We start from the raw sequence: 26,621 nt of genomic DNA on the forward strand, positions 1-26,621 counted from the left end.
AGGCCGCTCCTACGCAAAGCGCCTGTACGCAGGGTTAGCGCAGCAATTTGCTCTCAAGCACATCGGAGCTGCGCCCAAGCACGCTCTCGCTGATCTGGATGAACTCTGCCGTATTCACACTCGGCATGCGCATCAACGCCTGGGTGACGTCGTCCAGTGAGCGTTTATTCTGGGTGTGCAGGCGGATCTCCCGATCCAATGCCTGCAACACCTGCACGCCGCGCGCGATCTGCCCGGCGTTAGCCTGCCTGGCCACCAGCCGAGTGACCTTGGCGCCCTGCTTGTGCAGGCGTGCCTGCCAGGCATCATAGCGATCATCACTGATGCCGCCGGCCCGGCGCAGCAGTTCGGTGGCGTAGTAGTCAGTCAGGCTTTCACTGATCCAGTCGCTGTCATCGCGCACCTTGATCTGCGCAAACAGCTGGACCAGCTCACGCAGCAGTGGGCTGCTGCCGTTCTCGCTGATCAAGGCGCGGTTGCTGTGGATGAACAATGAGTTGCGCTCGCCACGCACGCCCCGCCACATCTGATCGCGTGCGCCAACCAGCAACAACTTGGGTGGATTGCGCGGGAACACCGCTTGCAACTGAGGCCAGACGAACGTCAGCAACGTCAGCGTATCCATCCGGCGCATGCCCTGCCCTTGCGGCGCCGCCACAGTCACGTCGGTTTCCCCCAGGCGCGCGCGGCGGCTGCCGAGGTTACCGGCGAGTATCCAGCCCGTCGGCCGATCGAACAGGCGCGAAACATCATCGATACGAAACTTGTGCTGGCCGATCCGCGGCCAGGCCGTTTCCACGCTCTTCCAGCCCGGCGGCAGCTCGACTGCCAGGCGCGCTACCAACTCGGTGCCATCCTGTTGATCAAGACGTGCCGGCGGCACCAACTGATCGCCACGGAACACCGCCCAATGCGCGGTCATGCGGCTCTCGAAGGCACCACCCGACGCAGCACTGTCGAGCCGTACGCGGTAACTGAGGCTGGTCTTGCCCGCAGCCGGGCGCCACACGCCACGCTCACCCTGCTGTGACCACTGGCCATCGGCCTGAAAACCGCTGTAGTCATTGGCCTTGCCCAAGGCAAAATCCAGGCTACGCACCGCGCTGCCATCAGCCAGGGTCAGGCGTACTTCGGCCTGGCCACTGTTGGGTAGCAGGCGCACCTGGTAATCCAGATCGACCTTCTTGGCCCAGGCTGGCGAGCAAGCCGCCAGCGCCAGAACAAGCAGCAAAGGGCAACGCATATACAAACTCCTTGTTCGGCACAGGCCAGTCACCGCATGGCTCAGCCGGCGCGGAAAATCAAATGGTCTTCCCAGTCGTCTTCAGCCACATCGATCTCGCTGAGCATGCGCCCGGACTGCGAAATACGTTGCTCATGCACCTGGCTGCGGTCGCCACAGACCAGATGATGCCAGGCGGGCAGGTCCTTGCCTTCGCTGACCAGCCGGTAGCCACAGGTCGGCGGCAACCATTTGAACTGATCGGCCTTGCCCGGGGTGAGCTGGATGCAGTCGGGCACGTGTTTGAAGCGATTAGGGTAGTCGCTGCACTGGCAACTGTTCAGATCGAGCAGTTTGCAGGCAATGCGGGTGTAGTAGACGCTGTTGTCGTCCTCGTCCTCGAGTTTCTGCAGGCAGCACATGCCGCAGCCATCGCAGAGTGATTCCCACTCTTGCGGGTCGAGTTGATCGAGCGTCTTGCGCTGCCAGAAGGGCGCAGTCTGGGCCATCATCACACGGTTTCTCGCAGTTGTTCTTGGGCCGCAGCAGGCGGCGGCGCCAGTCTAGAGCCTGGCCTTGGGCAAAGCCAGACCGCTTGTCAGGGGTGTCCAGACGCAGTAGCGTGCCGGCTTCCCCTTGTGTCTTGCAGGAGCTGTCATGAGCGCCAACCCACGCGTTGCCGATTACGCCATCAACGAGCAGTTCATCAATCGCTGGTCGCCCCGCGCATTCAACCCCGAGCCGATCAGCGAAGAAACCCTGCTGAGCTTCTTCGAAGCGGCGCGCTGGGCGCCTTCGGCCTATAACTCGCAGCCGTGGCGGTTCCTTTATGCCCGTCGCGACACGCCAAACTGGCAGCGCTACCTGGAGCTGCTGGTGCCGTTCAACCGCAGCTGGGCCCAGCACGCCTCGGCGCTGGTGCTGGTGATTTCCAAGACCAGCTTTATCGCACCCGGTGCCAGCGAAGAGTCGCCAGCATTGTGGCACGCATTTGATACCGGTTCGGCCTGGGGCCACCTGGCGCTGCAAGCGAGCCTCAGCGGTTGGCACACCCACGGCATGGCCGGCTTTGACCAGGCGATGGCCCGCGAACAACTGAAGATCCCCGAAGGCTATGAGCTGCAGGCGATGGTCGCGATCGGCAAGCTGGGCGACAAGGCCACTCTCGCCGAAGGGCTGCAGGCCCGTGAAGTACCTAGCCCGCGCAAGCCACTGGCCGAGCTGGCCGCAGAAGGCGATTTCAGCCTCTGATCTACCGCAGCGCGGGGCGACGCTTGCTACAGACGCCCCGCGCTACACATCAATAACCGCGCTGGAAATCCACCTCGCCGCGCAGCGCCTGCCCCGCTAAATAGTCCCGCAGATTCTCGACAAACAAACGTACCATCGCCGTAGGCGAGGTCGGCGCGGAGCTGTGCCCGGTCAGCAGTAAACCCCACGCCGTCCAGAACGGATGTTGTTGCGGCAGCGGCTCCTGCCGGCATACGTCGATCACGGCGCCGGCCAGATGGCCTTCCTTCAACGCTGCGACCAGGTCGGCATCCACCACCGAAACACCGCGACCAGCGTTGATCAACAGCGCACTGGGCTTGAAGCGTTTGAACAGCGCGGCGTTGTACAGGTCATGGCTGGCCGGGGTATCAGGCAACAGGTTGATTACGTAATCAGCCTGCTCGACTCGCTGTGGCAGTTGATCGAGCCCAACCACTTCAACAAACGGCGCCTGCTGACGCGCGCTGCTGGCAACGCCGTACAGGGTCACGCCAAATGGCACGAGAAACTCCGCCACACGCTGGCCGATATCGCCCGTGCCAACGATCAGCACCTGGCGCCCTTGCAGGCTGTGCCCAGGGCGCTCATCCCAGCGCCGCTCGACCTGGCTGACCAGGCGCGACAACACCTCGCGCTCGTGGCCAAGCATGTAGGTCAGCATGTATTCGGCCATGACCTGGCCAAAGATGCCGACAGCGCGGGTCAGGCGATAATCACGCGTCAGGCCGTCGGCCAGCAGCGGGGTAATCCCCGCCCAGGTCGACTGCGCCCATTCTGGCTTATGGCCTTGGCGCAGCAGGGTCGCCAGCAGGTCTGGCTGACCCAGCCACACCGGGCATTGCGGCGCCAATAGCGCCAACTCGGCGGAGTTACCGCTGGTCAGCACTTCAAGGTCGGGGGCGGCAGCGGCCAGCAGGCCGGCATAGTTGGCATGATCCTGTTCAGCGATCAGAACGCGCATCTCAAAAGACAACCTTGGCAGATAACGGAAAACGGCCCGGGTAGCGGGCCGCTTGGGCGAACGATGGGCAGCGCGGGCCGATCAGACCGGGTCGTTGCGGCGCAGCAGCTCTTCAGGCAAGTGCTCGATGTACTCGTCTTCGAGCGGCGGCATCTGCAGGTGATAGCCCTGGGTCTCGAGGTTGTTCAGCACCTGTTCGATGTCTTCCCGGGCCAGCTTGCGCTCCGGCGACAGCACCAGATCGAAGGCATGAATCGGCGTACCGAAGGCCGGCAGCAAACCGGCTGGGACTCGCTCCAGGCCATCGGCCTTGAGCACGTACAGGTACATTTCGCTTTTGCGCGGGCTCTTGTAGATCGAGCAGATGCGTTTCATGAAGATTCTCCGAGCGCGGCCAGATCATCCAGCAGCGCCTGGCCCATCCGCTCGCGACGCCAGCCGCGCAGCGAATCGGGCAGTTGATAGGGCCCATTGGGATAGCCGCTCTTGAGCAGCGCCTCGAGGGTTTTCTTGCGCAGCATCAGCTCCGGGGCGATGCCCAGCCGCTCACCTTCGGCCTGGCCGATGGCGCGCAGGCGCTTGAGGATGGCCGAGGCTTCGATCGGCAATGGCTCAGGCAGCGCTGGCGGATACTGCTCAGCCGGCACACTGCCGGCCTGCTTGATCAATTGCAGGAGGAACTCGCCGTCCTGACGCAGGGTGCGCGGGTGCATGTCATCGATCCTGGCCAGGGCCGAGAGGCTGTCTGGCTGGGTCTTGGCGATCGGCCACAGCGAATGCTCACGCAGTACGCGGTTGCGCGGCAGGTCGCGGCGGCGTGCTTCAAGCTCGCGCCAGGCCGACAGCTCACGCAGGACTGCCAGCTGCTGACGCGACAGCTTCCAGGCCAGCTTGACCTCACGGTAGAGCAGCTGCGGCTCGACTTCACGGCGCATCTGCGCAACCAGTTCGGCGCCGTCTTCCAGCACCCAGGCGTACTTGTCATCGGACAGCCGCGGGCGCAGCGCGGTGAACAGCTCGGCGAGGTGTACGGCGTCTTCGGCGGCGTAGCTGACCTGGGTTTCCGACAGAGGGCGCTGCAGCCAGTCAGAGCGGGTTTCGCCCTTGGGCAGATCGAGCCCGAGCACGTCCTGCACCAGACGCGAGTAACCCATCGAGAAACCGATGTTGAGGTAACCTGCGGCCAACTGGGTGTCGAACAACGGCTGTGGCAGTTTGCCCGTCAGGCGCAGGAGAACTTCAAGGTCCTCACTGCAGGCATGCACCACTTTGACCACTTGCGGGTCTTCGAGCAGGTCAGCCAAAGGCTGCCAGTCACGAACCCGCAACGGGTCGATAAGAAAGGCTTTTTGACCGTCGCCAACCTGCAGCAGCCCGGCCTTGGGGTAGAAGGTGTCTACCCGCATGAATTCGGTATCGAGCGCTACGAAGGGCAATTCGCGCCAGGTCCGGCAGTGCTCGGCCAGGCTCTGGTCGTCACAGATCCAGTGTATTTCGTTGGCCACGAGGCTCTCCCACAAACAGTGGCGCGCAGTATATACGCCGTGGGCCGCGCACGCGAAACATGGCGACCATCGCCCGGCGCTTCTGTCAGCGGCCAGCCGCCAGCCACGGCCGGCAACCGGCAAACAGGTCCAGTGATTGCTGGTAGACCGCGCTGTGCACCTGCAGCAGGCCGAGCATCGAGTGGAACAGGTTGTCCTGGCTCAGCGGGGCATCCCGCAGGCGCGCCAGGCAGTCGTTGTCGAGGCCAAAGTCCTGCCGGTAACTGTCGGAGAACCACGCCAGCATCGGCACATGGCGTTGCTGCTCGGGCGCCAGCATGTACGGCGTGCCATGCAGATAGAGGTTGTACTCACCCAGCGATTCGCCGTGGTCGGACAGGTACAGCATGGCGGTGTCGACTTTGTCCTGACGGCTGCGCAACAGGTCGATCAGCGAGGCCAGCACGTGGTCGGTGTAACCCAGGGTGTTGTCGTAGCTATTGATGATTGCCTGCTGATCGCACTGGTTCAGGGCGTTGCTGTGGCACACCGGGGTGAATCGCTCGAACGCTTGCGGATAACGCTTGTAGTAATCAGGGCCGTGACTACCCATCTGGTGCAGGACCAGCACGGTGTCCTGGTCGAGGCTGTCGAGCAGCTCGGCCAGGCCTTGCAGGAGGATTTCGTCGTGGCACTCGCCGCCGGCACACAGGGCGGGGTCCTTGAGGTTGCTGACGTCGACGAACTGCACGCGGTCGCAGGTGCCCTTGCAGCCTGATTGATTGTCGCGCCACTGCACCGCCAGGCCGGCGCGCTGGAGCATGTCCAGCAGCCCCTCCCGGTTACGGGCGACGCTGGCATCGTAGTTCTTGCGCGGCATGCCGGAGAACATGCACGGCACCGACACAGCGGTTTCGGTGCCGCACGAATGCACATCGGTGAAGCCCAGCAGGCCGTCTTCCTTGCTCAGGCGCGGGGTGGTATCGCGGCCATAACCGAGCACGCCAAAGTTTTCCGCGCGGGCGCTTTCGCCCACTACCAACACAGTCAACGACTTGCGCTTGTGCTGCTGCCAGGCAGCGGCATCGCGGCGGGCGTCTTCGCCGTAGCGCTGAAACGGCGCGGCCGCACTGCCCCACCGCTCGCTGGCATAGCCAAACGAGGCGCCAACAACGTTGCTTGGGGTGAGCATCAGACGGATTTCGTGGTGGTTGCGCAACAGCGAAGACAGGCCCTGATAGTTGGCCAGGGCCACCGCGCCCAACGCCACCGCACAGGCACCACCGACCAGCAGCTTGCCGAACACCTCGCGGTGCCAAGGGCGATAGGCGATCGGCGCCTTCCACACAAGTGCGGCAGGCAGCAAACCCAGCAGCACGATATAGCCGATGAACTTCAACGAGAGCAGATCACGCACTTCACTAATGTTGGTCTCGGCAACGTTGCGGAACATGCCTGCATCAATCAGCACACCGTACTGATTCATGAAGTAAGCCACTGCCGCACCGCTGACAAACAGCACCATCAAGACCGGCTTAAACACATACTTGAAGGCAATCAAGGTCAACACCAGGTTGAACGCAAACAGCATCAGCAGGGCAAACGCCAGCATCAGCCAAAGCCCCGTCAACCCTGGCGGCACCACCGCCTGGAGGTGACTCCAGAGCAGGCTGTTGAAGCCAATCAACAGGTACAGGCTGGCCAGTAACGTGACCCATTCGGTCCGCAGATTGTCGAGTTTCAGCATGGTCTTCGCTATCGAGTTTGATGTTGGCCCAGGCGCGATTCATCGCGTGGCAATTCGAAGCGGATTGTGGGAAGCAGACCATCGTTTTTTTGTGAAAAACCCGCCAACAAACTCTAACATCCAGCAACAATCACACTTGTTTACCTTTCATTCAGCCGACGTTCAGCCAACCTCTGCCGGACCATCCCCACCCACGTCTTTGGCAAACGCGGCTATCCTCAAGGTTCTGCACCAGTGGCCAACCCCTGACGGAGGTGAAGAAATGCCCGTACCGCATGATCTGTTCGCAGACCTCAGCATCCAGCCTGACGACTTTCACGCACTGAGCGCCAAGGACCCGGAGCTGCTCAAGCTACACAAGGCTTACCAGGCCAAGGACAAAGAGGTGGACGTCGCTGAACGCACCGCCGCCACCGATGACACCGTCACGCTATTGCGCAAGGAGCGGCTGCTGATCAAGGACAAGATCGAACGAATCATTCATCCAGCCAAGTCCTGACCCGGCTGCAATAACTGCAAAACCGCCATCGCGGGGCAAGCCTGCGATGGCGATCAACAAAGCCTCAGACTTCGGCGCTGGCCTGCAACGCGCCTTGCAGATCATCGATCAGATCGCGGCAGTCCTCGATCCCCAGCGACAGCCGCAACAGGCCCTCGGTAATCCCCATCACGCCTTTCTGCTCCGGGCTCAGCGAGTTGTGCGACATGCTCCAGGAGTGGTTGATCATGCTCTCGACGCCGCCCAGCGAATCGGCCAGGACAAAGATCGACAGCGCGTCGACAAAGCGCTTGAGCGCCTCGCGATCACCCTTCACCTGCAAGGTCACCACCGCGCCGCCGGTGCGCATCTGGCGCTTGCACAGCTCATGCTGCGGGTGGCTGGGCAGACCTGGATAGAACACCTTGTCGACCAGCGGATGGCTCTCTAGGAACTGCGCCACCCGCAGGGCATTGCCGCTCTGGCGCTCCATGCGCACGTCCAGCGTCTTCAGCCCGCGCAGGGCCAGGTAGCAATCGAACGGCCCCTGCACGGCACCGACGGCCATGCTGATCTTGCGCAGGCGCGCCAGCAACTCGGCGTTGGCCGCCACCACCACTCCGCCGGTGAGGTCGGAGTGGCCACCGATGTACTTGCTCGCCGAGTGCATCACCAGGTCCACGCCGAGGGTGATCGGCTGCTGATTCCACGGCGAGCAGAAGGTGTTGTCGATGCAGGTGAGGATATTGCGGGCACGGGCCAGGCTGCACACCGCTGCGATATCGACCAGGTGCAGCAGCGGATTGGTCGGCGACTCGATCCAGATCAGCTGCGTGTCCGGGCGAATCGCCGCCGCCAGGGCGTCCAGGTCATTCAGGTCGACATACGTGGTGGTCAGCCCGGAGGTGCGGCTGCGGTAGTCTTCGAGCAGGCGGAAGGTGCCGCCGTAGACGCCGTTCATCACCACCACGTGAGCGTCCTTGTCGAGCAACTCAAGCACTGTCGAAGTGGCGCTGACGCCGGAAGCACAGGCGACCGCACCAAGCCCTTCTTCCAACGCCGCAACGCAGCTCTCGTAAGCATGCCGGGTCGGGTTGGCAACGCGGCTGTAGGCGTACTCGGGGTTATCGTCGAGGCCGCGCTTGATGTACGAGCTGGCGGTGTAGATTGGCGGGAAGATGGCGTTGTCGGCAACGCTGGATTGCTCGCCAGCGTGAATGGTACGCGTGGCGAAGTTGCGCGGTTTGTCGGACATGATCGGGCCCAGTGACTGGTAGAAGGCGGGGTTGATGGCCGTCACTATCGCATATCCGCCGCGATTGGCCGAGCGCAGGGGGATGCGGGCGATACCCCGGCACAAGCATTCTATTCGTGCTCGTTAACGGCTAGTCTGGAGCATATTTTTCTCGGCAAGGCGACGCACCGGCATGGACAGTTTCGACCAGCACATCCTCACCCTGCTCCAACGCGACGCCTCCACCTCGCTCAAGGAGCTGGCCGAAGCGGTCAACCTCACCACTACCCCATGCTGGAAGCGGGTCAAGCGCCTGCAGGATGATGGCTACATTCTCGGCCGCGTCGCGCTGCTTGATCCGCAACGCCTGGGCCTGGGTCTGACCGTGTTCGTCCAGCTCAAGACTCAGCGCCACGACAATGCCTGGCTCGAGCAATTTGCCGCCACCGTCAGCGGCTTCGAGGAGGTCATGGAGTTCTACCGCATGTCGGGCGACTGGGATTACATGCTGCGGGTGGTGGTCAGCGATATTGCCGCTTACGACCGCTTCTACAAGAAGCTGATCACCCGCACCGATGGCCTGTCGAACATCACCTCCAGCTTTGCCATGGAACAGATGAAATACACCACGGCCTATCCGGTGCATCGCTGAGCGTCGATCAATCGGTCTGAACGACCGATAGACCGTACTGATCAACCGAGTGGATAAAGCAATTTGACGGCACCGGGCACAGGTTATAGCGTGGGCTTACTGCCCTGCGGCCAACCGGCCGACCCTCCTTAGACGCGAGCGCGATTGTGGAACCCAACGGCCAGGCCCTGATCGACGGCTACAACCGAAAAATCGACTACCTGCGGATGTCGGTCACCGACCGCTGTGATTTTCGTTGTGTCTATTGCATGGCCGAAGACATGCAATTCTTGCCGCGCCAGCAGATCCTCAGCCTTGAAGAGCTGTATCAGGTTGCCGAACGCTTCGTCGCCCTCGGCACGCGCAAGATCCGCCTGACCGGCGGTGAGCCGCTGGTGCGCCAGGGCATCGTCGACCTATGTCGGCGCATTGCCGCCCTGCCCGGCCTGCGTGAACTGTGCATGACCAGTAACGGCTCGCAGCTCGACCGGCTGGCGCAGCCGCTGTTCGACGCCGGCCTCAGCCGCCTCAATATCAGCCTCGACAGCCTCGACCCGGAGCGCTTTCGCCAGCTCACCCGCACCGGCGATCTGGCCCAGGTCATCGCCGGCATCGACGCCGCGCGCCGCGCCGGCTTCCAGCGGATCAAACTCAACTGCGTGGTGCTCAAGGGTCGCAACGATGACGAACTGGTCGATCTGGTGCGCTTTGCCATCGACCGTGAACTGGACATCACCTTCATCGAAGAGATGCCGCTAGGCGTGATCAGCGAGCATCAGCGCGGCGAGTCGTTCTATTCCAGCGATGACGTGCGCGACCGCCTCGCGGAGCACTTCAGCCTGATCGAATCTGCCGAATCATCGCAGGGCCCGGCGCGCTACTGGCGCCTGGCCGAGGCAGCGCAGACCCGGGTCGGCTTCATCTCGCCGCACAGCCACAACTTCTGCGCCACCTGCAACCGTGTCCGCCTGACCGTCGAGGGCCGCTTGCTGCTGTGCCTGGGCAACGAGCATTCGCTGGACCTGAAACAGGTGCTGCGTGCGCACCCAGGCGACGCCGAGCGCCTCGAGCATGCCATCCGCGAAGCTGTGCAGCTCAAGCCTTACCGCCACCACTTCGAAGTAGGCGGCGAGGTGCAGATCCTGCGCTTCATGAACATGACTGGCGGCTGACCCAACCGCCTCTGGATCCCCATGATCGTCCATTCCCGGCCCGATGTGCTGCGTGTGCTGTTCACCCTGAAAGGCTCGATCGTCAAGCGCATTGCCTGGCGCTGCCTGCTGGTTACCTTGCTGGCGGCGTTGATCGTGCTGGTCGAGCGGCATTATCCAGAGATGTTCTCGCCAGTCAGCGCTACGCCCTTCACCTTGCTCGGCCTGTCGTTGTCGATTTTCATGAGTTTTCGCAACACGGCCTGTTATGACCGCTGGTGGGAGGGCCGCAAGGCCTGGGGGCGGATGCTCATCGAGGTGCGCTCGTTCGTGCGCGAGGGCGTGGCGATTGCCGACCCAGAGCTGCGCCGCGAGTTACTGCGCAGCCTGTGCGGCTTTGCCCATGCCTTGAACGCTGGATTGCGCGGTGAGGATGCCCTCGGCGCGGCGCAGCCGTGGCTGAACCCGGCGCATTCACTCAGCCCGCACAACGTCTGCGACGGCATCCTGCGTAACATCGGCCAGCGCTGCTCGGAGCTGGCGCAGACGCAACAGATCAGCGAATGGCGCTACACCCTGCTCGAACAGCGTCTGGTTGGCCTGGCCGAAGTGCAGGCGACCTGTGAACGGATCAAGGGCACGCCGCTACCCTTCCCTTACACCCTGCTGTTGCACCGGACCATCTATATCTTCTGCCTGCTGCTGCCGTTCGCCCTGGCAGAACCCTTGGGCTGGCTGGCGCCGCTGTTCACCACCATCGTCAGCTACACGTTCTTTGGCCTGGATGCGATCGGCAACGAGCTGGAAGATCCGTTTGGCCGCGACGAAAACGACCTGCCCACCGACTCATTGGTGCGCATCTTGGAGCGCGACGTGCTTGCGGCGCTTGGCCACGAGCCGTTGCCGCCCGCGCTGATGCCGGTCGATCACGTGCTCAGCTGAACCGGGCGGCGGCGACTAAACAATGGCTAGCCCCGCTCAACTTGGTTAAGGTCAACGCATTCCGATTGCGCAGGCCGCCCCATGGACATCAAGCAGCTCAAGTTTCTTATCGCCCTGGACCAGACTCGGCACTTCGGTCAGGCCGCTGCGCTGTGCCATATCACCCAGCCGACCTTGTCGATGCGCCTGCGTAATCTGGAAGAAGAACTTGACCTGGTGCTGGTCGAACGTGGCCAGCGCTTCGAGGGTTTCACCGAGGCCGGCGAACGCATTCTGGCTTGGGCGCGGACACTGCTGGCCGCACATGACGGCCTCCAGGCCGAAGCGGCCAGCTGCCGCGGCCAAGTGGTCGGCAGCCTGCGCCTGGGCAGCGTGCCGTTGGCCAGTTTCAATCCAATGGCGCTGCTGCTGCCGCTGCGGGAGAAGTTTCCCGAGCTGCAGTTTCAGCTCAGCTCGAGTACCTCCGAGCAGATCGTCGATGGCCTCAGCCGCAACCAGCTCGACCTGGGGATCTGCTATCTGGATCAGGTCAACTCAAGCTTTTTCGACGTGATCGAACTGGGCACCACCACCATGGGCCTGCTGCACGACACCCGCCATTATCAGTTCGAGCAAAGCGAGCTGGCCTGGGATGAGCTGGGGGACCTGCCGTTGGGGCTGCTCAGCAAGGGCATGCACTACCGCCAGTCGCTGGACCTGAGCTTTCGCAGCCGCGGCCTTGCGCCACTGGCAGTGCTGGAAAGCGACTCGACCTTCCAGCTGATCCAGGCCATCACCAGCGGCATGTGCTGCGCAGTGATGCCGCTCAACTGCGGGCTGGAGGATTTGAGCGAACACATGCGCATCACCCCCATCAGCGAGGCCAGCGTGCTCAGCCCGGTCGGCTTGCTGCTGCGCCGCAGCGAGCCGAGGTCGGCGATTGCCGAGCAGTGCTTTAACCAGGCTCGGATAGTGTTTGGCCAGTAACTGCTAGCCACAAAAAACGCGGGGCCAGTCTCGCAGCGCTGTGCTGTTCGGACTGGCCCCGCGTGGTTAACGGTGCTGGCTGGTGTTAGGGCGAGCCTTAACGATAGCGTTCCAGCCAATGCGCATACGGCGCTGGCAGGGTCCACGAGGCTTTGTCCAAGCCCAACTCTTTGGCGGCGAAGTAGGCCCAGTGTGGGTCAGCCAGGTGCGCACGGCCTACCGAAACCAGATCCAGCTGACCCGCTTGCAGCGCGCCTTCAGCCAGCTGCGGCGTGCCGAAGCCCCATGCCGAAGTCACCGGCAGGCCTGCTTCACGGCGCACGCGCTCGGCAATCGGGCCCATGAAGGCCGGGCCCCACGGGATATTGGTGTCGGGGATGGTGAAACCAACGCTGACGCTCAACAGGTCGAGGCCACCGGCCTTGAACTGACGGGCCAGTTCGATCGACTCGACCAGGGTCTGCTCGTCGCGGCCATCATATTCCAGCACACCGAAGCGGGCGGTCAGCGGCAGATGCTCAGGCCAGACTTCACGCACGGCCGCCAGCGTTTCGAGGAGGAAGCGGCTGCGGTTTTCGAAGCTGCCGCCGTAAGCATCGGTACGCTGGTTGGAGTGCTCGGAGAAGAAGCTCTGACCGAGGTAGCCGTGGGCGAAGTGCAGCTCGATCCACTCGAAACCGGCGTCACGGGCGCGGCGCGCAGCGTCGACAAAGTCTTGTTTGACCCGAGCGATGTCGTCCAGGGTCATAGCCTTTGGCACTTTCGGAAGGTTGGCGCCAAAGGCAATTGCCGACGGTGCCAGGGTGTCCCAGCCGCGGACGTCGTCAGCGGCGATATGGTCGTCACCTTCCCACGGGCGATTGGCGCTGGCCTTGCGCCCGGCGTGGGCGATCTGGATGCCGGGTACGGAACCAGCCGCCTTGATCGCCTTCACCACCGGAACGAATGCTTCGGCGTGGGCGTCGCTCCAGATCCCGGCGCAGCCTGGGGTAATGCGCCCTTCTGGCGATACAGCAGTGGCTTCGACCACCAGCAAGCCGGCGCCGCCGCGGGCCATACCCGCCAGATGCACGTGGTGCCAGTCGTTGATCATGCCGTCTTCGGCCATGTACTGGCACATCGGTGGAATGGCAATGCGGTTGCGCAAGGTGACGTCTTTGAGGGTGTAGGGTTCGAACAATGCAGACATGAGCCAGCTCCAGCAGGTTGGGTATACGATAGTTCGATCATAATCGAACTATGGCAATTAATGAAAGCCCCGCTATCATGTCGACCATGCGAGCCTACAAACATCCAAGCTGTGAAGACCTCATCCTCGAACGCGTGCTGTACGCCTTGAGCGACCCCGTGCGCATGGCCATCGTGCGCCATTTGGCGGGTGTCACCGAAGCCACTTGCGGCGAGCTGGATGGCGGCCGGCCCAAGTCGAGCATGTCCCATCATTTTCGCGTGCTGCGTGATGCGGGCCTGGTGCAGACGCGCAATGTCGGCACCACGCACATGAATTCGCTGCGCAGTGAAATGCTCGACAGCCGCTTCCCCGGCCTGCTCGAGTGCATCCTGCGCCAGCGCTGAGTAACCGCCGCAGCCCCTCCGCCTGCGCAGCCCTATGCACCCTTCATCGGCTCGCGCAGCAGGCGTAATGAACGCCGCTCGAAGCACCCTTCTCTATTGATCACAAGGCACAGCATGCGCCGTCCAGCGGGGCCTTGGTGGAAAGCCGCAGATCTGCCGATCGCGCAGGTTTGAATTCAGACACCAGACAAGGTACTTCGCATGACTCAAATTCAGCTCGAGCCTGATCTGCAGCCGCATTCCAGCGAATTGTCGGCAGTCCCGCTGCAGGCCATCGGCCTGCGCCCGACCTTGCTGTGCCTGTCGCATCTGCGCTGGGGGTTTGTCTACCAACGGCCGCAACATGTGATGTCGCGGCTGGCCAAGGATTACGATGTGCTGTTTCTCGAAGAGCCGATCTTCGAGCCACAGCAAACGCCGCTGCTGCAGCCACACGTGGTCAGCGACGGCTTGACCGTGCTGGTGCCGCTGCTGCCGACCGGGCTGGATGAGCAGCAGGTCATCGCTGCCCAGCGCCAGCTGCTCGACACCTGGCTGGCAGCCCACAACGGCGGCGAGCTGCTGCTGTGGTACTGGACGCCGATGAGCCTGGCGTTTACCGACCATCTGCAAGCCCAGGTGGTGATCTACGACTGCATGGACGAGCTGTCCGCGTTCAAGTTCGCACCGCCGGCCATGCTGGAGATGGAGCAACGCCTGCTCAGCCGCGCCGACGTGGTGTTTACCGGCGGCCACAGCCTGTGGGAGGCCAAGCGCGAGCATCACGCCAACGCCCACGCCATGCCCAGCAGCGTAGACATAGCGCATTTCGGTCAGGCCCGCACAGCACTGACAGAACCTGCTGATCAGGCTGCGATTGGCCATCCACGCCTGGGCTTTTTCGGCGTGATCGACGAACGCTTCGATATCCAGCTGGTGACCGACATCGCTGAGCAGCGGCCCGACTGGCAGATCGTGCTGATCGGCCCGGTGGTCAAGATCGACCCCGCACTGCTGCCGCGGCTGGCCAATATCCACTATCTCGGCGCCAGGCAGTACGAGCAGTTGCCTGCTTACCTGGCCGGCTGGGATGTCGCCCTGATGCCCTTCGCCATCAATGAGTCGACGCGCTTCATCAGCCCCACCAAAACCCCGGAATACCTCGCCGGCGGCTGCCCGGTGGTGTCGACGCCGGTGCGTGATGTGGTCAATGGCTATGCGCACAGCGGCGTGGTCAGCATCGCCAGTAACGCGGCGGACTTTATCAGCGCCATCGACGCTGCCCTGGCCCTGCGCAAGCAGAGCGGAGTGGTCACCAAACGCGCGGATCGAGCGCTGGATGGCATGTCGTGGGACAAGACCTGCGCCGACATGAAGGAGTTGATCGAATGCCAACGATAACCCTGCAGACGGCGCTGGCGGCACAGCCCTATGACTACCTGATCGTCGGCGCAGGGTTCGCCGGCAGCGTGCTCGCCGAGCGCCTGAGTGCCGGCCTGGGCAAACGGATATTGCTGATCGACCGCCGCGAGCACATCGGCGGCAACGCCTACGACCACCTTGATGCTGCCGGGGTGCTGGTGCACCGTTACGGTCCGCATATCTTTCACACCAACGCCCAGCGTATCGTCGATTACCTCTCGCGCTTCACAGAATGGCGCCCCTACGAGCACCGCGTGCTGGCGCAGGTCGATGGGCACTTGCTGCCGATTCCGATCAACCTGACCACATTGAATATCCTCTACGCGCAGTCGATGAACGAGGCCCAGGCCGAAGCGTTTCTGGCCAGCCGTGCCGAGCCGGTGGCGACGATCCGCACCTCCGAAGATGTGGTGATCAACCAGGTCGGCCGCGAACTGTACGAGAAGTTCTTCCGCGGCTACACCCGCAAGCAATGGGGCCTGGACCCGAGCGAGCTGGATAAATCGGTGACCGCGCGGGTGCCGACCCGCACCACCACCGACGACCGCTATTTCACCGATGCCTTCCAGATCATGCCGTTGCATGGCTATACGCAGATGTTCGAGCGCATGCTCGAACACCCGGCCATCGACGTGCTGCTGGCAACTGACTTCAGCACAGTGCGCGAGCTGCTGCGTTATCGCGAGCTGGTGTACTGCGGCCCTATCGATGAGTACTTCGGCCATTGTTACGGCAAGTTGCCGTATCGCTCGTTGCGCTTCCAGCACGAGACGCACGATCATGAGTGTTTCCAGCCCGTAGCCGTCGTCAATTATCCGCACCCCGCCGTGCCCTACACGCGGATCACCGAATACAAGCACCTGACCGGCCAGACGCATCCGCTGACCAGCATCAGCTATGAATTCCCGTGCGCCGATGGCGACCCGTATTACCCCATTCCACGCCCGGAAAACGCCGAGCTGTACAAGCGTTACAGAGCCCTCGCCGATCAGATTCCTGGCGTTACTTTCCTCGGCAGGCTCGGTACCTACAAGTACTACAACATGGATCAGGTGGTCGGTCAGGCACTGGCCTTGTACCAGCGCATCGCCCGCGAAGCCGGGGTCGAGGTGGAGCAGCACGTCGCTGAGCCCGGATGAGCGGCACGGGGCTGTTCAACAGCTTCGTCATGGCCGGTTATGAATGCGCCTCGCAGCGCCGTTGCGACGGGCGTCGCCTGGATATGCAGGAGTGCACCGGCCATGCCCGCTGGGCTGAGCAGGACTACCAGCAACTCGCGGCATTGGGCATTCGCAGCGCCCGCGACGGCCTGCGCTGGCACTTGATCGAGCGCCAGCCCTATCGCTACGAATGGTCGAGCGTGGTGCCGATGATCGATGCTGCGCGGCGCCAGGACGTGCAAGTGATCTGGGATTTGTGCCATTACGGCTATCCAGACGATCTGGATATCTGGCGGCCGCTGTTCGTCGAGCGCTTCGCCCGCTTTGCCGCAGCTTTCGCCCGGTTACTGGTAGAGCGCGGCCTCGACGTGCCGTTGATTTCGCCCATCAACGAGATTTCCTTCTGGAGCTGGGCCGGTGGCGACGTAGCCTATTTCAATCCCTGTGCCCGCCATCGCGGCCTGGAACTCAAGCATCAGCTGGTCCGCGCCAGTATCGCCGCCATCGAGGCAATCCGCGAAGTTGCCCCGGCTGCGCGGTTTATTCAGGGCGACCCGCTGATCAACGTCTTGCCGCCGAGCAAACGTGCGGATGATGTCGATGCCGCCGAAGCCTATCGCCAGTCGCAGTTCGAAGCCTGGGACCTGCTCACCGGCCGCCGCTGGCCGGGCCTTGGCGGGCGTGAAGAGTACCTGGATATCATCGGCGCCAACTTCTACCCGCAGAACCAGTGGTATCACCATGGCAGCAAGATTCCGTTCGGCGACCCGCACTTTCGGCCCTTGGCAGGCATGCTGCGCGAGCTGCACCAACGCTATCAACGGCCGATTCTATTGTCCGAAACCGGCGCCGAAGACTGCGACCGCGTACCTTGGCTGCGCTACATCGCCGAGCAACTGCAGTTGGCGCAAGAACGTGGCGTCACTATCGAAGGCCTGTGCTGGTATCCGTTTCTCGACTACCCCGGCTGGGACGACGACCGCTACTGCCCCAGCGGTGTATTCGGCTATGCCGACAACCAAGGCTCCCGCGCGCCGTTTCATCCGCTGCACAGCGAACTCCAGGCCGTCGCCGCACGCTTCGCTGGGCAGCCCTGACAATCCGCAAACCGCAGGCATAAAAAAACCACGAGGCAGCACCTCGTGGTTTTTTATGGGCTGGTTGCCGTAGCGGTAAATGGTTACCGCGCAGCTGAAGCCTGATTACAGCGCCATGTCGCTCGCAGGGTTGCTTTCAACTGGCTTGCTCACGGTTGTATCGGTGCCAACGCTCTGATCGATAACCGGTGGTTTTTCCAGTTGCAGCACTTCAGCGGTGTAGTTCCACTCTTTCTGCACAGCAGCAGCCGAATCGTTCAGCTTGGTGCCGTAGCTTGGCACGATTTCGTGCAACTTGGCTTGCCACTCAGGCGTTGCGACCTTTTCCTTGAACACGGTTTCGAGCACGGTGAGCATGATCGGTGCCGCGGTCGAAGCGCCTGGCGAAGCGCCCAGCAGACCGGCAATGCTGCGGTCCTGCGAGGTCACGACTTCAGTACCCAGCTTGAGTACGCCGCCCTTTTCTTCGTCACGCTTGATGATCTGCACGCGCTGACCGGCCTGCCACAGGCGCCAGTCTTCTTTCTTGGCGTTCGGGAAGTAGGTCTGCAGCGCCGCGAAACGATCATCGTCAGACAGCATCAGCTGGCCAGCGAGGTACTCGACCAGCGGATACTGATCAACACCAACCTTGGTCATCGGCCAGACGTTGTGCAGCGTGGTGCTGCTCAGCAGGTCGAGGTACGAGCCGTTCTTGAGGAACTTGGTCGAGAAGGTGGCGAACGGGCCAAACAGAATCACGCGCTTGCCATCCAGCACGCGGGTGTCCAGGTGCGGTACCGACATGGGCGGCGCGCCGGTGGAGGCAATGCCGTAAGCCTTGGCCATATGCTGCATGGCCACGGTAGGGTTCTCGGTCACCAGGAACGAGCCGCCGACCGGGAAGCCTGCATATTCCTTGGCTTCCGGGATGCCCGACTTCTGCAGCAGCTTCAGCGCGCCGCCGCCAGCACCGATGAACAGGAACTTGGCATCGGTGGCCGACTTGCTGCCGTCCTTGAGGTTTTTGTACTCAACGTGCCAGGAGCCGTCTTCGTTACGCGTGATGTCCTGCACTTCGGTGGACAGCTTCAGGTCGAAGTTTTCCCGGGTTTGCAGGTGCTTGACGAACTGACGGGTGATCTCGCCGAAGTTGACGTCGGTGCCGAGCGGCGTCCAGGTCACGGCCAGCTTCTGCGAAGGATCTCGCCCTTCCATCATCAGCGGGACCCACTTGGCGATCTGCGCGTTGTCTTCCGAGTACTGCATCGGACGGAACAGCGGGCTGGCCTGCAGCGCGTCGTAACGCTTCTTGAGGAACTTGATGTTGTCGTCGCCCCACACGAAGCTCATGTGCGGCGTGGTGTTGATGAACGAACGCGGGTTGTTCAACACGCCCTGACGGACCTGCCACGACCAGAACTGGCGGGAGATCTGGAACGATTCGTTGATCTCGATGGCCTTGGAGATATTGACGGTGCCGTCTTTATCCATTGGCGTGTAGTTCAGCTCGGCCAGCGCAGAGTGACCGGTACCGGCGTTGTTCCAGCCGTTGGAGCTTTCTTCAGCGACGCCATCCAGGCGCTCGACCATCTCCATCGACCAGCTCGGCTCCAGCTCAGTGAGCCAGACCGCCAGGGTCGAACTCATGATGCCGCCGCCAACCAGCAGCACGTCTACTTTCTTCGCTTCATCGGCGTGCGCCTGCATCAGGCTCGCCGCGACAGCCAGACCCAGCAGGGTCTTGCCAGCTTTCTTGAACATTGATCAATTCCAATCGATAGCACGTAAGGAAGGCCTAGGCAGGGCCTCGTTTATCCATGTCCTTCAGCGCGCGCTTTTTATTGATCATTGGATTCAGCAGCTTGAGAAACAGGGACGCCAGCCTAAGGTCGAATTGACCGGCCAGGGCTGAAACGTTTTTCCGATTGTAACCGAAATGCCAGCACAAACAAATTCGCAAGTGGCAGGCAAGGTGACGGGATGTCTCAGTGGCCGAATGTCGCGGGCTGGTCTTGGCCAAAGTAAACGCCAGGCAACAAAAACCCCCGGCCACGTGGATGGCCGAGGGTCTTGGACAGGGCCGCGAACGGCCCCATCAACGATCTGGAATTACTGCTGTTGTGGCAGCTTGTCGATCGGGCCGCAACCGCCAATGATCTTGGAGACCGAAACCGAAGGGTGGAACAGGTAGTCGTAAGAGCAATTCTTTTGCTGGTTGTAGACCTGGCCGGTGCAACCCGACAGCAGTGCAACACCCGATACGACGGCTACAGCGACGGTAGCTTTGAACAGCTTTTTCATACTAAGTCCTTTAAATGATCATGCGCCATCGTACTGACGGCGGCGGGATCATACAGTTTCTGGGCATTGGATCCAAGTCAAATACCGTGTTAGTGAACTTAGTGATGCTTGAGCGACATCTGGCGAGCAGACGAAAAGACCTAAGGCTTCTGACGCTAACCTCCACCAATAAAACCAATCTCAACATATCGAATTCACACAGTTTGCATTCTTGTAATCCCTTTCCGAACCGTAATCTTGAACCTGCCCAGCCGTTGACGGCGCAGCAGCAGCCGCGAGCATCAGCAGAGATGCTCGCGGCCTTTTATTGCAACGAGGGTAAAGGCAGTAGTACAAACGCCGATTTTCATGCAAGTAAAAAAGCAACTAAATTTACTGATTCAAGTCACGCATACCCGGCATATTATTTTGGTGCATGAGAGCAAGTCGGGCCCATTAGTGAATGGCCTTCTCATAACGCTTATGAAAATGAAATCAGCAAAGACGGTAACACCATACCTGCGCACATTTCAGACAACGCAAAAAACAAAAAACCCCGCAGACTTTCATCTGCGGGGCTTTTCGATGTATGGCGGAGAGATAGGGATTTGAACCCTAGGTACTGTTGCCAGTACAACGGATTTCGAATCCGTCCCGTTCGACCACTCCGGCATCTCTCCAATGGCGCGCATCATACCAGCGATTTCGTAAAAGGCAAACCTTTATCTGAAAAAAATTCGCGTGGTATCAAACGCTTGCGTCACAGCGGGCCTTACAGCGGCACGCCCAGACGCTTGGCAACTTCTTCGTAGGCTTCGATCACGTCGCCCAGACCCTGGCGGAAGCGGTCCTTGTCCATCTTCTTGCGGGTTTCTTTGTCCCACAGGCGGCAGCCGTCCGGGCTGAACTCGTCGCCGAGGACGATCTGGCCGTGGAATACGCCGAATTCAAGCTTGAAGTCGACCAGCAGCAGGCCGGCGTCATCGAACAGCTTGTTCAGCACTTCGTTGACCTTGAGCGACAGCTTCTTCATCTCGACCAGCTGCTCGGCGGTGCCCCAGCCGAAAGCCACAACGTGGGATTCGTTTATGAACGGGTCGCCCTTTTCGTCGTTCTTGAGGAACAGTTCGAAGGTCGATGGCTCGAGCTTGATGCCCTCTTCCACGCCCAGACGCTTGACCAGGCTGCCGGCGGCGTAGTTACGCACGACGCACTCAACCGGGATCATGTCGAGCTTCTTCACCAGGCACTCGTTGTCGCCCAGCAGCTTGTCGAACTGAGTCGGGATGCCGGCTTCTTCAAGCTTTTGCATGATGAAGGCGTTGAACTTGTTGTTCACCGTGCCTTTGCGGTCGAGCTGTTCGATGCGCTTGCCGTCGAACGCCGAGGTGTCGTTGCGAAACAGCAGGATCAAGCGGTCGGCGTCGTCGGTCTTGTAAACCGATTTGGCCTTGCCGCGGTAGAGTTCGTCGCGTTTTTCCATGATGGGCTCCGCTTGCTTGAGTTGGTGGGCTAGGCGATTTCGCGCCAGTCGAGCCCATGTTCCTGATTCGCCACTTGCAGCCAGTCCGGGTCGCACCCTAGGGCGTCGACAAAGCACTGACGGGCCAGCTGTGGCAGGTTGTTCTTGCTGCTGAGATGCGCCAGCACCAGGTGTTGCAGGTGCTGCCAGCCCAGCTCGGCCACCAGGTTGGCGGCCTGGTGGTTGTTCAAATGTCCTTGGCTGCCGCCTACGCGCAACTTCAGGAAGTGCGGGTAGTGACCGCGGGCAAGCAAGTCGCGGCAATGGTTGGCTTCGATCAGCAGGGCATCCAGCCCTTGATAGCGCTCCAGCAGCCGGGCGTCGTAGCAGCCCAGGTCGGTGAGCATGCCGAAGCGCCGGCGACCATCGCTGAGCACGTACTGCAGCGGCTCATGGGCGTCGTGCTCGACCCGCGCCGCGCTGACCTGCAGCGCGCCGATGCTGATGCTGTCACCACAACCCAGAAAACCGGCGACCTCGACCGGCTTGCGCAAGCCGCGCAAGGTGCCCTGGCTGAGGTAGACCGGTACATTGTAGCGCCGCGACAGCAAACCCACGCCATGCACGTGGTCGGCATGTTCGTGGGTGACCAGCACCGCGCTCAGCTGTGCTGGCGAGACCCCGAGCAGCGCCAGGCGCCGCTCTGTTTCCCGCAGGGAAAACCCGCAATCGACCAGGATGTACGTGTCACCACTGGCGATCAGCGTGCCGTTGCCCTGGCTGCCGCTTCCAAGTACTGCGAAGCGCACTTAACCCAAACGGTCCTGAATGGCGCTCAGCACGCGGCGGGCGACATCGGCCGGGGCCACGGTGTTGATGTTTTTCTCGACCGTTACCTGCACGCTCTCGCCAACCTTGCTCAGGCGTACCTGATAACGCTCGGCGCGCTCTTCACGCTCTTCCTGGGTCGGCTCGCTGCCGAACAGGCGGCTGAAGAAGCCGGGCTGGTTGTTCTTGTCTTCGGGTTTCTCGGACAAGTTGATGTAGTACAGGCCCAGGCTGCGGTTGATGTCTTCAACGCGCCATTCGCCCTGCTCCAGCGCACGGCCGACGCCAGACCAGGCGCGGTCGAGGTCGGAACCGACGTTGAGCACCGGGTTGCCGCTGCCGTCTTCGCTCAGGCTGACCCGGCTCGGGGCATCGAAGTCGCGCTCAGCCAGCAGCGAAACCGAACCGCCCTTCTCGGCGCTACGGTTCATGCTGGCGAGCATCTCGTCGACCAGCAGCGCATCGACGCCGGTGTTGGTCGAGTTGCTCGGGAAATCGGTTTGGGCAGTGCTGCCAGCCGGACGCTCGACGCTGACCACGAACACCTCGGAGGTGTTGCGCTGCACGCCGGGTTCCATGCGTACGCGAACACGTACTTCACTCTCGGCGCTGCTGGCCGAGCTGGCCAGGCGCTGGCCAAGCGAAGCCGACAGTTCGTCGAAGCGCTGCCAGGTGGTGGTGAATTCGCCGGTCTGCGGGCGCTCTTCAGCGATGCGGAAGCCGTTGTCTTCAAAGAACTGATGCGCCACCGGCCAGGTTTCGGCAGGCGAACGCTGGGCCAGCACCCAACGGCTGTTACCGCTGCGCTGCAGGGTAAAGTCGCTGATGTCGGCAGCAGCCGACAGCGGCTGCGGACGCGGCACTTCGTATTCGCCAGTGGCGGTGTCGTCGGCAACGTTACGCGGGATCGGCAACAGCGGATCGAGGCGTTTGACGTTGGCCACGTCTGCCGGCAGCTGCATCGGCGCGGTCGGTTGCGCCTGCAGGTAATCGCTACCGCGGTCGCGGAAATAACCCTCGTCGCCCCACAGCCAGCCGCAGCCGCTGGTGCTGGAAATGATCAGGGCAAGGGCGGATAGACCAGCCAATCGCTTCATGCGGTGTACTTCCTCGATTAAACCAGTACGCCGGACTTGCTCAAGGCAGTACGGACTTTTTCGTGACAGTTCTCGCTCAGCCAGGTCAGTGGCAGGCGAATGCCTTTGTGCATCAGGCCCATTTCCACGAGCGCCCACTTCACCGGAATCGGGTTGGCTTCGCAGAACAGGTCTTTGTGCAGCGGCATCAGTTGTTCGTTGATTGCGCGGGCCTTGTCGGCATCGCCGGTCAGCGCGGCCTCGCACAGATCGGCCATTTCGCGCGGGGCGACGTTGGCGGTAACGGAGATATTGCCCTTGCCGCCAAGCAGGATCAGCTCGACCGCGGTCGGATCATCACCGGACAGCACGATGAAGTCGCTGCTGACGCCATCGAGGATGTCCTTGGCCCGGACCAGGTCGCCGGTGGCTTCCTTGATACCGATGATGTTCGGCACGGTGGACAGACGGATCACGGTCTCGGCCTGCATGTCGCAGGAGGTGCGGCCGGGCACGTTGTACAGAATCTGCGGGATGTCGACCGACTCGGCGATCAGTTTGAAGTGCTGATACAGGCCTTCCTGGGTCGGCTTGTTGTAGTACGGCACCACCAGCAGGCAGGCGTCGGCACCGGCGTTCTTGGCGTTCTGGGTCAGGTGCACGGCTTCGGAGGTGGAGTTTGCACCGGTGCCGGCAATGACCGGAATACGGCCGTTGACACGCTTGACTACAAATTCGATGACCTGGATGTGCTCTTCGACATCGAGGGTTGCCGACTCGCCGGTGGTACCGACGGCGACGATCGCATGAGTGCCTTTTTCCAGGTGGAAGTCTACAAGCTTGCCGAGGCTGTCCCAGTCCAGACGCCCTTGTGCATCCATGGGAGTGACCAGTGCCACCATACTGCCCGCAATCATGTAACTGCTCCTGCCGGAAAAAGAGAGCGGTAATGGTACTGGCGCCATCGGCCTTGCACAAGCAAAGCTGGCGGGCGGAGCATTCCCCTCGGCGCTGCTTTTCGCTACCCTTGATCCTTTGATCAGTGCAGAGCGGCCCGCCGGGCCGTCGACAGTGCCTCCCGCGGGTGTCTAGAGCCGCTGCAATCGGCTCAGAACCTCGTGTAATGGAGGCTGTCCCAGGTCCTGCACCGACCGCTCATCGTTTTAGGAATGCTGCATGTCCACCCCCACAGTCCGCGAACAATTCCTTGTCATCAGTGCCCTGGGCCCCAATCCCATGGAGCTGGCCAACGTTCTCAGCCGCGCCGCCGTCGACAATCGTTGCGCGGTAGTCACCTCGCGCCTGTCGCGCCACGGCGAAACCAGCGCCTTGGTGTTGCAGGTCGGTGGCAGCTGGGATGCCCTTGCCCGTCTTGAAGCCACCCTGCCAGGCCTGGGCAAGAAGCACGGCCTGACCCTTGATGTGGTGCGCAGCGCCGATCAGGAAGTGCGCCCGCAGGCCCTGCCTTATGTGGCCTATGTCAGCGCCGCCTATCGCCCGGACATCATCAACGAGCTGTGCCAGTTCTTCCTCGACCACAACGTCGAGCTCGAAGCCATGACCTGCGATACCTATCTGGCGCCGCAGACCGGCAGCAGCATGCTCAACGCCCAGTTCACCGTGGTATTGCCGGCTGGCACCCAGATCAGCTGGCTGCGCGATCAGTTCCTGGACTTTGCCGATGCACTGAACCTGGATGCCCTGATCGAACCATGGCGCCCTCAAAACCCGGTGTAAGGAGCCTCACATGGCGGTAACCCTCGATCAACCTGTCGCCGACTTCCAGGCCCAGGCCACCAGCGGCCAGAGCGTCAGCCTGGCTGAGCTCAAAGGCAAGCAGGTGGTGCTGTATTTCTACCCCAAGGACAGCACCCCCGGCTGCACCACTCAGGGCCAGGGCTTTCGCGATCAACTCGACGCGTTTGCCGCGGCCAACACCGTGGTGTTCGGCGTCTCGCGTGACGGCCTGAAGTCGCACGAGAACTTCAAGGCCAAGCAAGGCTTCACCTTCGAGCTGATCAGCGACAAGGACGAGGCGCTCTGCCAACTGTTCGACGTGATCAAGCTGAAAAAGCTCTACGGCAAGGAATACATGGGTGTTGACCGCAGCACCTTCCTGATCGACAAGGACGGTGTTCTGCGTCAGGAATGGCGCGGCGTGAAAGTGCCAGGCCATGTCGATGCCGTGCTTGCAGCGGCTCAGGCCCTGAACAAGGGCTGAAACGATCGGGGCCGCATTGCGCGGCCCCGATTTCGTTACAGCAGTGGCGCCACCGGCGGTTCCTGACGTGGCCAGGCATCCAGCACGGCCTTGAACAGGGTCGCCAGCGGGATGGCGAAGAAGATCCCCCAGAAGCCCCACAGCCCGCCAAACAGCAGCACCGCGCAGATGATCGCGACTGGATGCAGGCTGACCGCCTCAGAGAACAGCAACGGCACCAGCACGTTGCCGTCCAGCGCCTGAATGATCGCGTATACCGCCATCAGGTAGATGAACTGATCGCCCCAGCCCCACTGGAACAGCGCGATCAAGGTGACCGGCACGGTGACCACCACCGCCCCCACGTACGGCACCACCACCGACAGCCCGACCAACAGCGCCAGCAGCGCGGCGTAGTTGAGCCCCAGGCTGATGAAGGCGATGTAGGTGGCGATCCCGCAGATTAGAATCTCGATGCCCTTGCCGCGAATGTAATTGGCGATCTGCCGGTTCATCTCGTCACCGACCCGGGTCAGCAGCCTGCGTTCACGCGGCAAGTAGCCGCTGACCCAGCGCCCGATCAACTCGCGGTCCTTGAGGAAGAAGAACACCAGAATCGGCACCAGCACCAGATAGATCATGGCGCTGACCAGCAGCGGCAGGCTCGACAGCGAGAAGGTCAGCGCCCATTGGCCAAACTTGCCGATCTCACCGCGCACCGATTCGATCGCGCGCAGCACCTGCTCGTCAGAGACCAGGTGCGGATAGCGCTCAGGCAGCAGCAACAGCAGCGACTGCCATTTACCGAGCATTCCCGGCAGCTCGTTCAACAGGGTGATCAACTGGTGCCAGAGCAGCGGCACCAGCACCAGCAGAAATACCCCCAGCGCGCCGATGAACAAGGCGAACACCACGCCCACGGCAACACCGCTGGGCACCCGCATCCGCTCCAGGGCGTTGACCAGGCCCTGCATCAGATACGCCAGCACCATCCCCGCCAGCACTGGCGCGAGCATGCCGCCGAGGGTGAGCACGGCGGTAAAGGCCAGAACCAGCAGGACTGTCAGGACTACGGCTTCTTCATCGGAGAAGTAGCGCTGCATCCAGTCACGAAGCACTTTGAACATTGACGATCCTTGGGCGGAGTACTCAGGCCTTGCGCAGCCAGTAGGTATACACGCCGGCTTCGGCGCTTTGTTGCAGCAGGCTATGACCGGACAAACGGGCGAAAGTGCTGAAGTCGCGCTGCGAGCCGGCGTCGGTGGAAATCACCTTGAGCACTGCGCCCGCTGCCATCTGGTTAAGCTGCATTTTTGCCTTGAGCAGCGGCAATGGGCAGTTCAGCCCGCTGGCATCGACTTCGGCGTCGCAGGTCAGGGTATCGATCATCCAAGGGGCTCCTGGCGGTGGCAACGGTGCATGGCAGACAAGCCTGGTAGGATACCGCCACTGGTCGCCAAGGTGTGAGCGGG

Annotated in this window: 29 protein-coding genes and 1 tRNA gene; 13 read left to right on the forward strand and 17 right to left on the reverse strand. The window is 61.9% G+C overall.

The features are described from left to right. Nucleotides 1-34: 34 nt before the first annotated feature. Together FW789_RS07755 and FW789_RS07760 are read right to left on the reverse strand one after the other, a co-directional pair. Nucleotides 35-1,243 (reverse strand): hypothetical protein, encoded by a 1,209-nt coding sequence (locus FW789_RS07755; protein WP_446431265.1) that lies wholly within the window; start codon nt 1,241-1,243, stop codon nt 35-37. 41 nt (nt 1,244-1,284) lie between these two features. After that, nucleotides 1,285-1,734: a YcgN family cysteine cluster protein gene (locus tag FW789_RS07760; protein WP_446431266.1), complete on the reverse strand. Its 450-nt coding sequence runs from the start codon at nt 1,732-1,734 to the stop codon at nt 1,285-1,287. 145 nt (nt 1,735-1,879) lie between these two features. Between FW789_RS07760 and FW789_RS07765 the strand changes: the two genes are divergently transcribed. Continuing rightward, nucleotides 1,880-2,473: a nitroreductase family protein gene (locus FW789_RS07765; RefSeq protein ID WP_150571483.1), complete on the forward strand. Its 594-nt coding sequence runs from the start codon at nt 1,880-1,882 to the stop codon at nt 2,471-2,473. 49 nt (nt 2,474-2,522) lie between these two features. Here FW789_RS07765 and FW789_RS07770 read toward each other — a convergent pair whose 3' ends face one another. From FW789_RS07770 to FW789_RS07785, 4 genes are all read right to left on the reverse strand, one after another. Beyond that, on the reverse strand, nt 2,523-3,455 hold the full coding sequence (locus FW789_RS07770) for a D-2-hydroxyacid dehydrogenase (RefSeq protein ID WP_411563657.1): 933 nt from the start codon (nt 3,453-3,455) through the stop codon (nt 2,523-2,525). Between the two features lie 81 nt (nt 3,456-3,536). Next, entirely contained in the window at nt 3,537-3,830 is a 294-nt protein-coding gene (locus tag FW789_RS07775; RefSeq protein WP_103436472.1) for a YcgL domain-containing protein, read from the reverse strand. Further along, nucleotides 3,827-4,960 (reverse strand): ribonuclease D, encoded by a 1,134-nt coding sequence (rnd, locus tag FW789_RS07780; RefSeq protein ID WP_207072569.1) that lies wholly within the window; start codon nt 4,958-4,960, stop codon nt 3,827-3,829. The genes FW789_RS07775 and rnd overlap by 4 nt, the downstream gene beginning before the upstream one ends. Nucleotides 4,961-5,045: 85 nt before the next feature. Beyond that, a complete protein-coding gene (locus FW789_RS07785) occupies nt 5,046-6,686 on the reverse strand; it encodes a phosphoethanolamine transferase (RefSeq protein WP_446431267.1) in 1,641 nt (546 codons plus the stop codon). A 262-nt stretch (nt 6,687-6,948) separates the two neighbouring features. Between FW789_RS07785 and FW789_RS07790 the strand changes: the two genes are divergently transcribed. Then, complete coding sequence (locus tag FW789_RS07790) at nt 6,949-7,185, forward strand: YdcH family protein (RefSeq protein ID WP_101317476.1); 237 nt, start codon at nt 6,949-6,951, stop codon at nt 7,183-7,185. 64 nt (nt 7,186-7,249) lie between these two features. Here FW789_RS07790 and FW789_RS07795 read toward each other — a convergent pair whose 3' ends face one another. Further along, nucleotides 7,250-8,431, reverse strand: coding sequence for a trans-sulfuration enzyme family protein (locus FW789_RS07795; RefSeq protein ID WP_446431402.1), 1,182 nt, complete (start codon nt 8,429-8,431; stop codon nt 7,250-7,252). Nucleotides 8,432-8,591: 160 nt separating this feature from the next. On the opposite strand from FW789_RS07795, the gene FW789_RS07800 reads away from it, so the two are divergent. From FW789_RS07800 to FW789_RS07815, 4 genes are all read left to right on the forward strand, one after another. Continuing rightward, nucleotides 8,592-9,050, forward strand: coding sequence for an Lrp/AsnC family transcriptional regulator (locus FW789_RS07800; protein ID WP_101317474.1), 459 nt, complete (start codon nt 8,592-8,594; stop codon nt 9,048-9,050). Nucleotides 9,051-9,196: 146 nt separating this feature from the next. Further along, nucleotides 9,197-10,201 carry a GTP 3',8-cyclase MoaA gene (gene moaA / locus FW789_RS07805; RefSeq protein WP_446431268.1) on the forward strand — a complete coding sequence of 335 codons (1,005 nt, stop codon included), beginning with the start codon at nt 9,197-9,199 and terminating at the stop codon, nt 10,199-10,201. 21 nt (nt 10,202-10,222) lie between these two features. Continuing rightward, nucleotides 10,223-11,122, forward strand: a complete 900-nt coding sequence (locus FW789_RS07810; protein WP_446431269.1) for a bestrophin family protein — start codon at nt 10,223-10,225, stop codon at nt 11,120-11,122. A gap of 81 nt (nt 11,123-11,203) precedes the next feature. Next, a complete protein-coding gene (locus FW789_RS07815) occupies nt 11,204-12,088 on the forward strand; it encodes a LysR family transcriptional regulator (protein ID WP_103436465.1) in 885 nt (294 codons plus the stop codon). Between the two features lie 97 nt (nt 12,089-12,185). Here FW789_RS07815 and xenA read toward each other — a convergent pair whose 3' ends face one another. Continuing rightward, nucleotides 12,186-13,277 carry a xenobiotic reductase XenA gene (xenA, locus tag FW789_RS07820; RefSeq protein ID WP_446431270.1) on the reverse strand — a complete coding sequence of 364 codons (1,092 nt, stop codon included), beginning with the start codon at nt 13,275-13,277 and terminating at the stop codon, nt 12,186-12,188. A gap of 50 nt (nt 13,278-13,327) precedes the next feature. Here xenA and FW789_RS07825 point away from each other — a divergent pair, with 50 nt between their 5' ends. The 4 genes from FW789_RS07825 to FW789_RS07840 all read left to right on the forward strand — a co-directional run bounded on the left by FW789_RS07825 (nt 13,328) and on the right by FW789_RS07840 (nt 17,321). Beyond that, nucleotides 13,328-13,663, forward strand: a complete 336-nt coding sequence (locus tag FW789_RS07825) for an ArsR/SmtB family transcription factor (protein ID WP_207072565.1) — start codon at nt 13,328-13,330, stop codon at nt 13,661-13,663. A gap of 201 nt (nt 13,664-13,864) precedes the next feature. Further along, entirely contained in the window at nt 13,865-15,043 is a 1,179-nt protein-coding gene (locus FW789_RS07830) for a glycosyltransferase family 1 protein (protein ID WP_411562049.1), read from the forward strand. Then, nucleotides 15,031-16,203, forward strand: a complete 1,173-nt coding sequence (gene glf, locus FW789_RS07835) for a UDP-galactopyranose mutase (protein WP_446431271.1) — start codon at nt 15,031-15,033, stop codon at nt 16,201-16,203. Before FW789_RS07830 ends, glf begins: the two co-directional genes overlap by 13 nt. Further along, entirely contained in the window at nt 16,200-17,321 is a 1,122-nt protein-coding gene (locus FW789_RS07840) for a beta-glucosidase (RefSeq protein ID WP_207072562.1), read from the forward strand. The genes glf and FW789_RS07840 overlap by 4 nt, the downstream gene beginning before the upstream one ends. A 105-nt stretch (nt 17,322-17,426) precedes the next feature. On the opposite strand, the gene mqo is transcribed toward FW789_RS07840, so the two are convergent. Both mqo and FW789_RS07850 read right to left on the reverse strand, forming a co-directional pair. Further along, on the reverse strand, nt 17,427-19,064 hold the full coding sequence (mqo, locus tag FW789_RS07845) for a malate dehydrogenase (quinone) (RefSeq protein WP_446431272.1): 1,638 nt from the start codon (nt 19,062-19,064) through the stop codon (nt 17,427-17,429). 348 nt (nt 19,065-19,412) lie between these two features. After that, nucleotides 19,413-19,604 (reverse strand): DUF4223 family protein, encoded by a 192-nt coding sequence (locus FW789_RS07850; protein ID WP_101317458.1) that lies wholly within the window; start codon nt 19,602-19,604, stop codon nt 19,413-19,415. A gap of 14 nt (nt 19,605-19,618) precedes the next feature. On the opposite strand from FW789_RS07850, the gene FW789_RS07855 reads away from it, so the two are divergent. Continuing rightward, entirely contained in the window at nt 19,619-20,023 is a 405-nt protein-coding gene (locus FW789_RS07855; RefSeq protein WP_207072560.1) for a hypothetical protein, read from the forward strand. 150 nt (nt 20,024-20,173) lie between these two features. Here FW789_RS07855 and FW789_RS07860 read toward each other — a convergent pair. The 5 genes from FW789_RS07860 to dapA all read right to left on the reverse strand — a co-directional run bounded on the left by FW789_RS07860 (nt 20,174) and on the right by dapA (nt 23,866). Further along, nucleotides 20,174-20,263, reverse strand: a tRNA-Ser gene (locus FW789_RS07860). Between the two features lie 92 nt (nt 20,264-20,355). After that, the gene (gene purC, locus FW789_RS07865) at nt 20,356-21,066 is read right to left on the reverse strand and encodes a phosphoribosylaminoimidazolesuccinocarboxamide synthase (RefSeq protein ID WP_103436385.1); all 711 of its coding nucleotides are present in this window, start codon (nt 21,064-21,066) and stop codon (nt 20,356-20,358) included. Between the two features lie 29 nt (nt 21,067-21,095). Further along, a complete protein-coding gene (locus tag FW789_RS07870) occupies nt 21,096-21,854 on the reverse strand; it encodes an MBL fold metallo-hydrolase (RefSeq protein ID WP_101317454.1) in 759 nt (252 codons plus the stop codon). Further along, nucleotides 21,855-22,970 (reverse strand): outer membrane protein assembly factor BamC, encoded by a 1,116-nt coding sequence (bamC, locus tag FW789_RS07875; RefSeq protein ID WP_186697767.1) that lies wholly within the window; start codon nt 22,968-22,970, stop codon nt 21,855-21,857. It lies immediately after the preceding gene. 17 nt (nt 22,971-22,987) lie between these two features. Next, nucleotides 22,988-23,866: a 4-hydroxy-tetrahydrodipicolinate synthase gene (dapA, locus tag FW789_RS07880; protein ID WP_446431273.1), complete on the reverse strand. Its 879-nt coding sequence runs from the start codon at nt 23,864-23,866 to the stop codon at nt 22,988-22,990. Nucleotides 23,867-24,125: 259 nt separating this feature from the next. Between dapA and FW789_RS07885 the strand changes: the two genes are divergently transcribed. Beyond that, on the forward strand, nt 24,126-24,686 hold the full coding sequence (locus tag FW789_RS07885) for a glycine cleavage system protein R (protein WP_101317448.1): 561 nt from the start codon (nt 24,126-24,128) through the stop codon (nt 24,684-24,686). 10 nt (nt 24,687-24,696) lie between these two features. Beyond that, complete coding sequence (locus FW789_RS07890) at nt 24,697-25,170, forward strand: peroxiredoxin (protein WP_103436382.1); 474 nt, start codon at nt 24,697-24,699, stop codon at nt 25,168-25,170. 35 nt (nt 25,171-25,205) lie between these two features. On the opposite strand, the gene FW789_RS07895 is transcribed toward FW789_RS07890, so the two are convergent. Both FW789_RS07895 and FW789_RS07900 read right to left on the reverse strand, forming a co-directional pair. Continuing rightward, on the reverse strand, nt 25,206-26,276 hold the full coding sequence (locus tag FW789_RS07895; protein ID WP_103436381.1) for an AI-2E family transporter: 1,071 nt from the start codon (nt 26,274-26,276) through the stop codon (nt 25,206-25,208). Nucleotides 26,277-26,298: 22 nt separating this feature from the next. Next, entirely contained in the window at nt 26,299-26,538 is a 240-nt protein-coding gene (locus tag FW789_RS07900; RefSeq protein WP_103436380.1) for a sulfurtransferase TusA family protein, read from the reverse strand. Between the last annotated feature and the right edge of the window lie 83 nt (nt 26,539-26,621).

This window comes from Pseudomonas sp. 1121_17, assembly GCF_052850745.1.

Coding starts and splice junctions, on each gene's coding strand:
- FW789_RS07785 (WP_446431267.1), bottom strand. CDS start 6,686: ATGCTGAAACTCGACAATCTGCGGACCGAATGGGTCACGTTACTGGCC.
- mqo (WP_446431272.1), bottom strand. CDS start 19,064: ATGTTCAAGAAAGCTGGCAAGACCCTGCTGGGTCTGGCTGTCGCGGCG.
- FW789_RS07850 (WP_101317458.1), bottom strand. CDS start 19,604: ATGAAAAAGCTGTTCAAAGCTACCGTCGCTGTAGCCGTCGTATCGGGT.
- FW789_RS07760 (WP_446431266.1), bottom strand. CDS start 1,734: ATGATGGCCCAGACTGCGCCCTTCTGGCAGCGCAAGACGCTCGATCAA.
- FW789_RS07810 (WP_446431269.1), top strand. CDS start 10,223: ATGATCGTCCATTCCCGGCCCGATGTGCTGCGTGTGCTGTTCACCCTG.
- FW789_RS07855 (WP_207072560.1), top strand. CDS start 19,619: ATGATCATGCGCCATCGTACTGACGGCGGCGGGATCATACAGTTTCTG.
- FW789_RS07885 (WP_101317448.1), top strand. CDS start 24,126: ATGTCCACCCCCACAGTCCGCGAACAATTCCTTGTCATCAGTGCCCTG.
- FW789_RS07895 (WP_103436381.1), bottom strand. CDS start 26,276: ATGTTCAAAGTGCTTCGTGACTGGATGCAGCGCTACTTCTCCGATGAA.
- FW789_RS07825 (WP_207072565.1), top strand. CDS start 13,328: ATGGCAATTAATGAAAGCCCCGCTATCATGTCGACCATGCGAGCCTAC.
- FW789_RS07900 (WP_103436380.1), bottom strand. CDS start 26,538: ATGATCGATACCCTGACCTGCGACGCCGAAGTCGATGCCAGCGGGCTG.
- FW789_RS07790 (WP_101317476.1), top strand. CDS start 6,949: ATGCCCGTACCGCATGATCTGTTCGCAGACCTCAGCATCCAGCCTGAC.
- glf (WP_446431271.1), top strand. CDS start 15,031: ATGCCAACGATAACCCTGCAGACGGCGCTGGCGGCACAGCCCTATGAC.
- FW789_RS07830 (WP_411562049.1), top strand. CDS start 13,865: ATGACTCAAATTCAGCTCGAGCCTGATCTGCAGCCGCATTCCAGCGAA.
- dapA (WP_446431273.1), bottom strand. CDS start 23,866: ATGATTGCGGGCAGTATGGTGGCACTGGTCACTCCCATGGATGCACAA.
- FW789_RS07840 (WP_207072562.1), top strand. CDS start 16,200: ATGAGCGGCACGGGGCTGTTCAACAGCTTCGTCATGGCCGGTTATGAA.
- FW789_RS07815 (WP_103436465.1), top strand. CDS start 11,204: ATGGACATCAAGCAGCTCAAGTTTCTTATCGCCCTGGACCAGACTCGG.
- FW789_RS07890 (WP_103436382.1), top strand. CDS start 24,697: ATGGCGGTAACCCTCGATCAACCTGTCGCCGACTTCCAGGCCCAGGCC.
- FW789_RS07800 (WP_101317474.1), top strand. CDS start 8,592: ATGGACAGTTTCGACCAGCACATCCTCACCCTGCTCCAACGCGACGCC.
- xenA (WP_446431270.1), bottom strand. CDS start 13,277: ATGTCTGCATTGTTCGAACCCTACACCCTCAAAGACGTCACCTTGCGC.
- FW789_RS07775 (WP_103436472.1), bottom strand. CDS start 3,830: ATGAAACGCATCTGCTCGATCTACAAGAGCCCGCGCAAAAGCGAAATG.
- FW789_RS07755 (WP_446431265.1), bottom strand. CDS start 1,243: ATGCGTTGCCCTTTGCTGCTTGTTCTGGCGCTGGCGGCTTGCTCGCCA.
- FW789_RS07765 (WP_150571483.1), top strand. CDS start 1,880: ATGAGCGCCAACCCACGCGTTGCCGATTACGCCATCAACGAGCAGTTC.
- FW789_RS07770 (WP_411563657.1), bottom strand. CDS start 3,455: ATGCGCGTTCTGATCGCTGAACAGGATCATGCCAACTATGCCGGCCTG.
- bamC (WP_186697767.1), bottom strand. CDS start 22,970: ATGAAGCGATTGGCTGGTCTATCCGCCCTTGCCCTGATCATTTCCAGC.
- purC (WP_103436385.1), bottom strand. CDS start 21,066: ATGGAAAAACGCGACGAACTCTACCGCGGCAAGGCCAAATCGGTTTAC.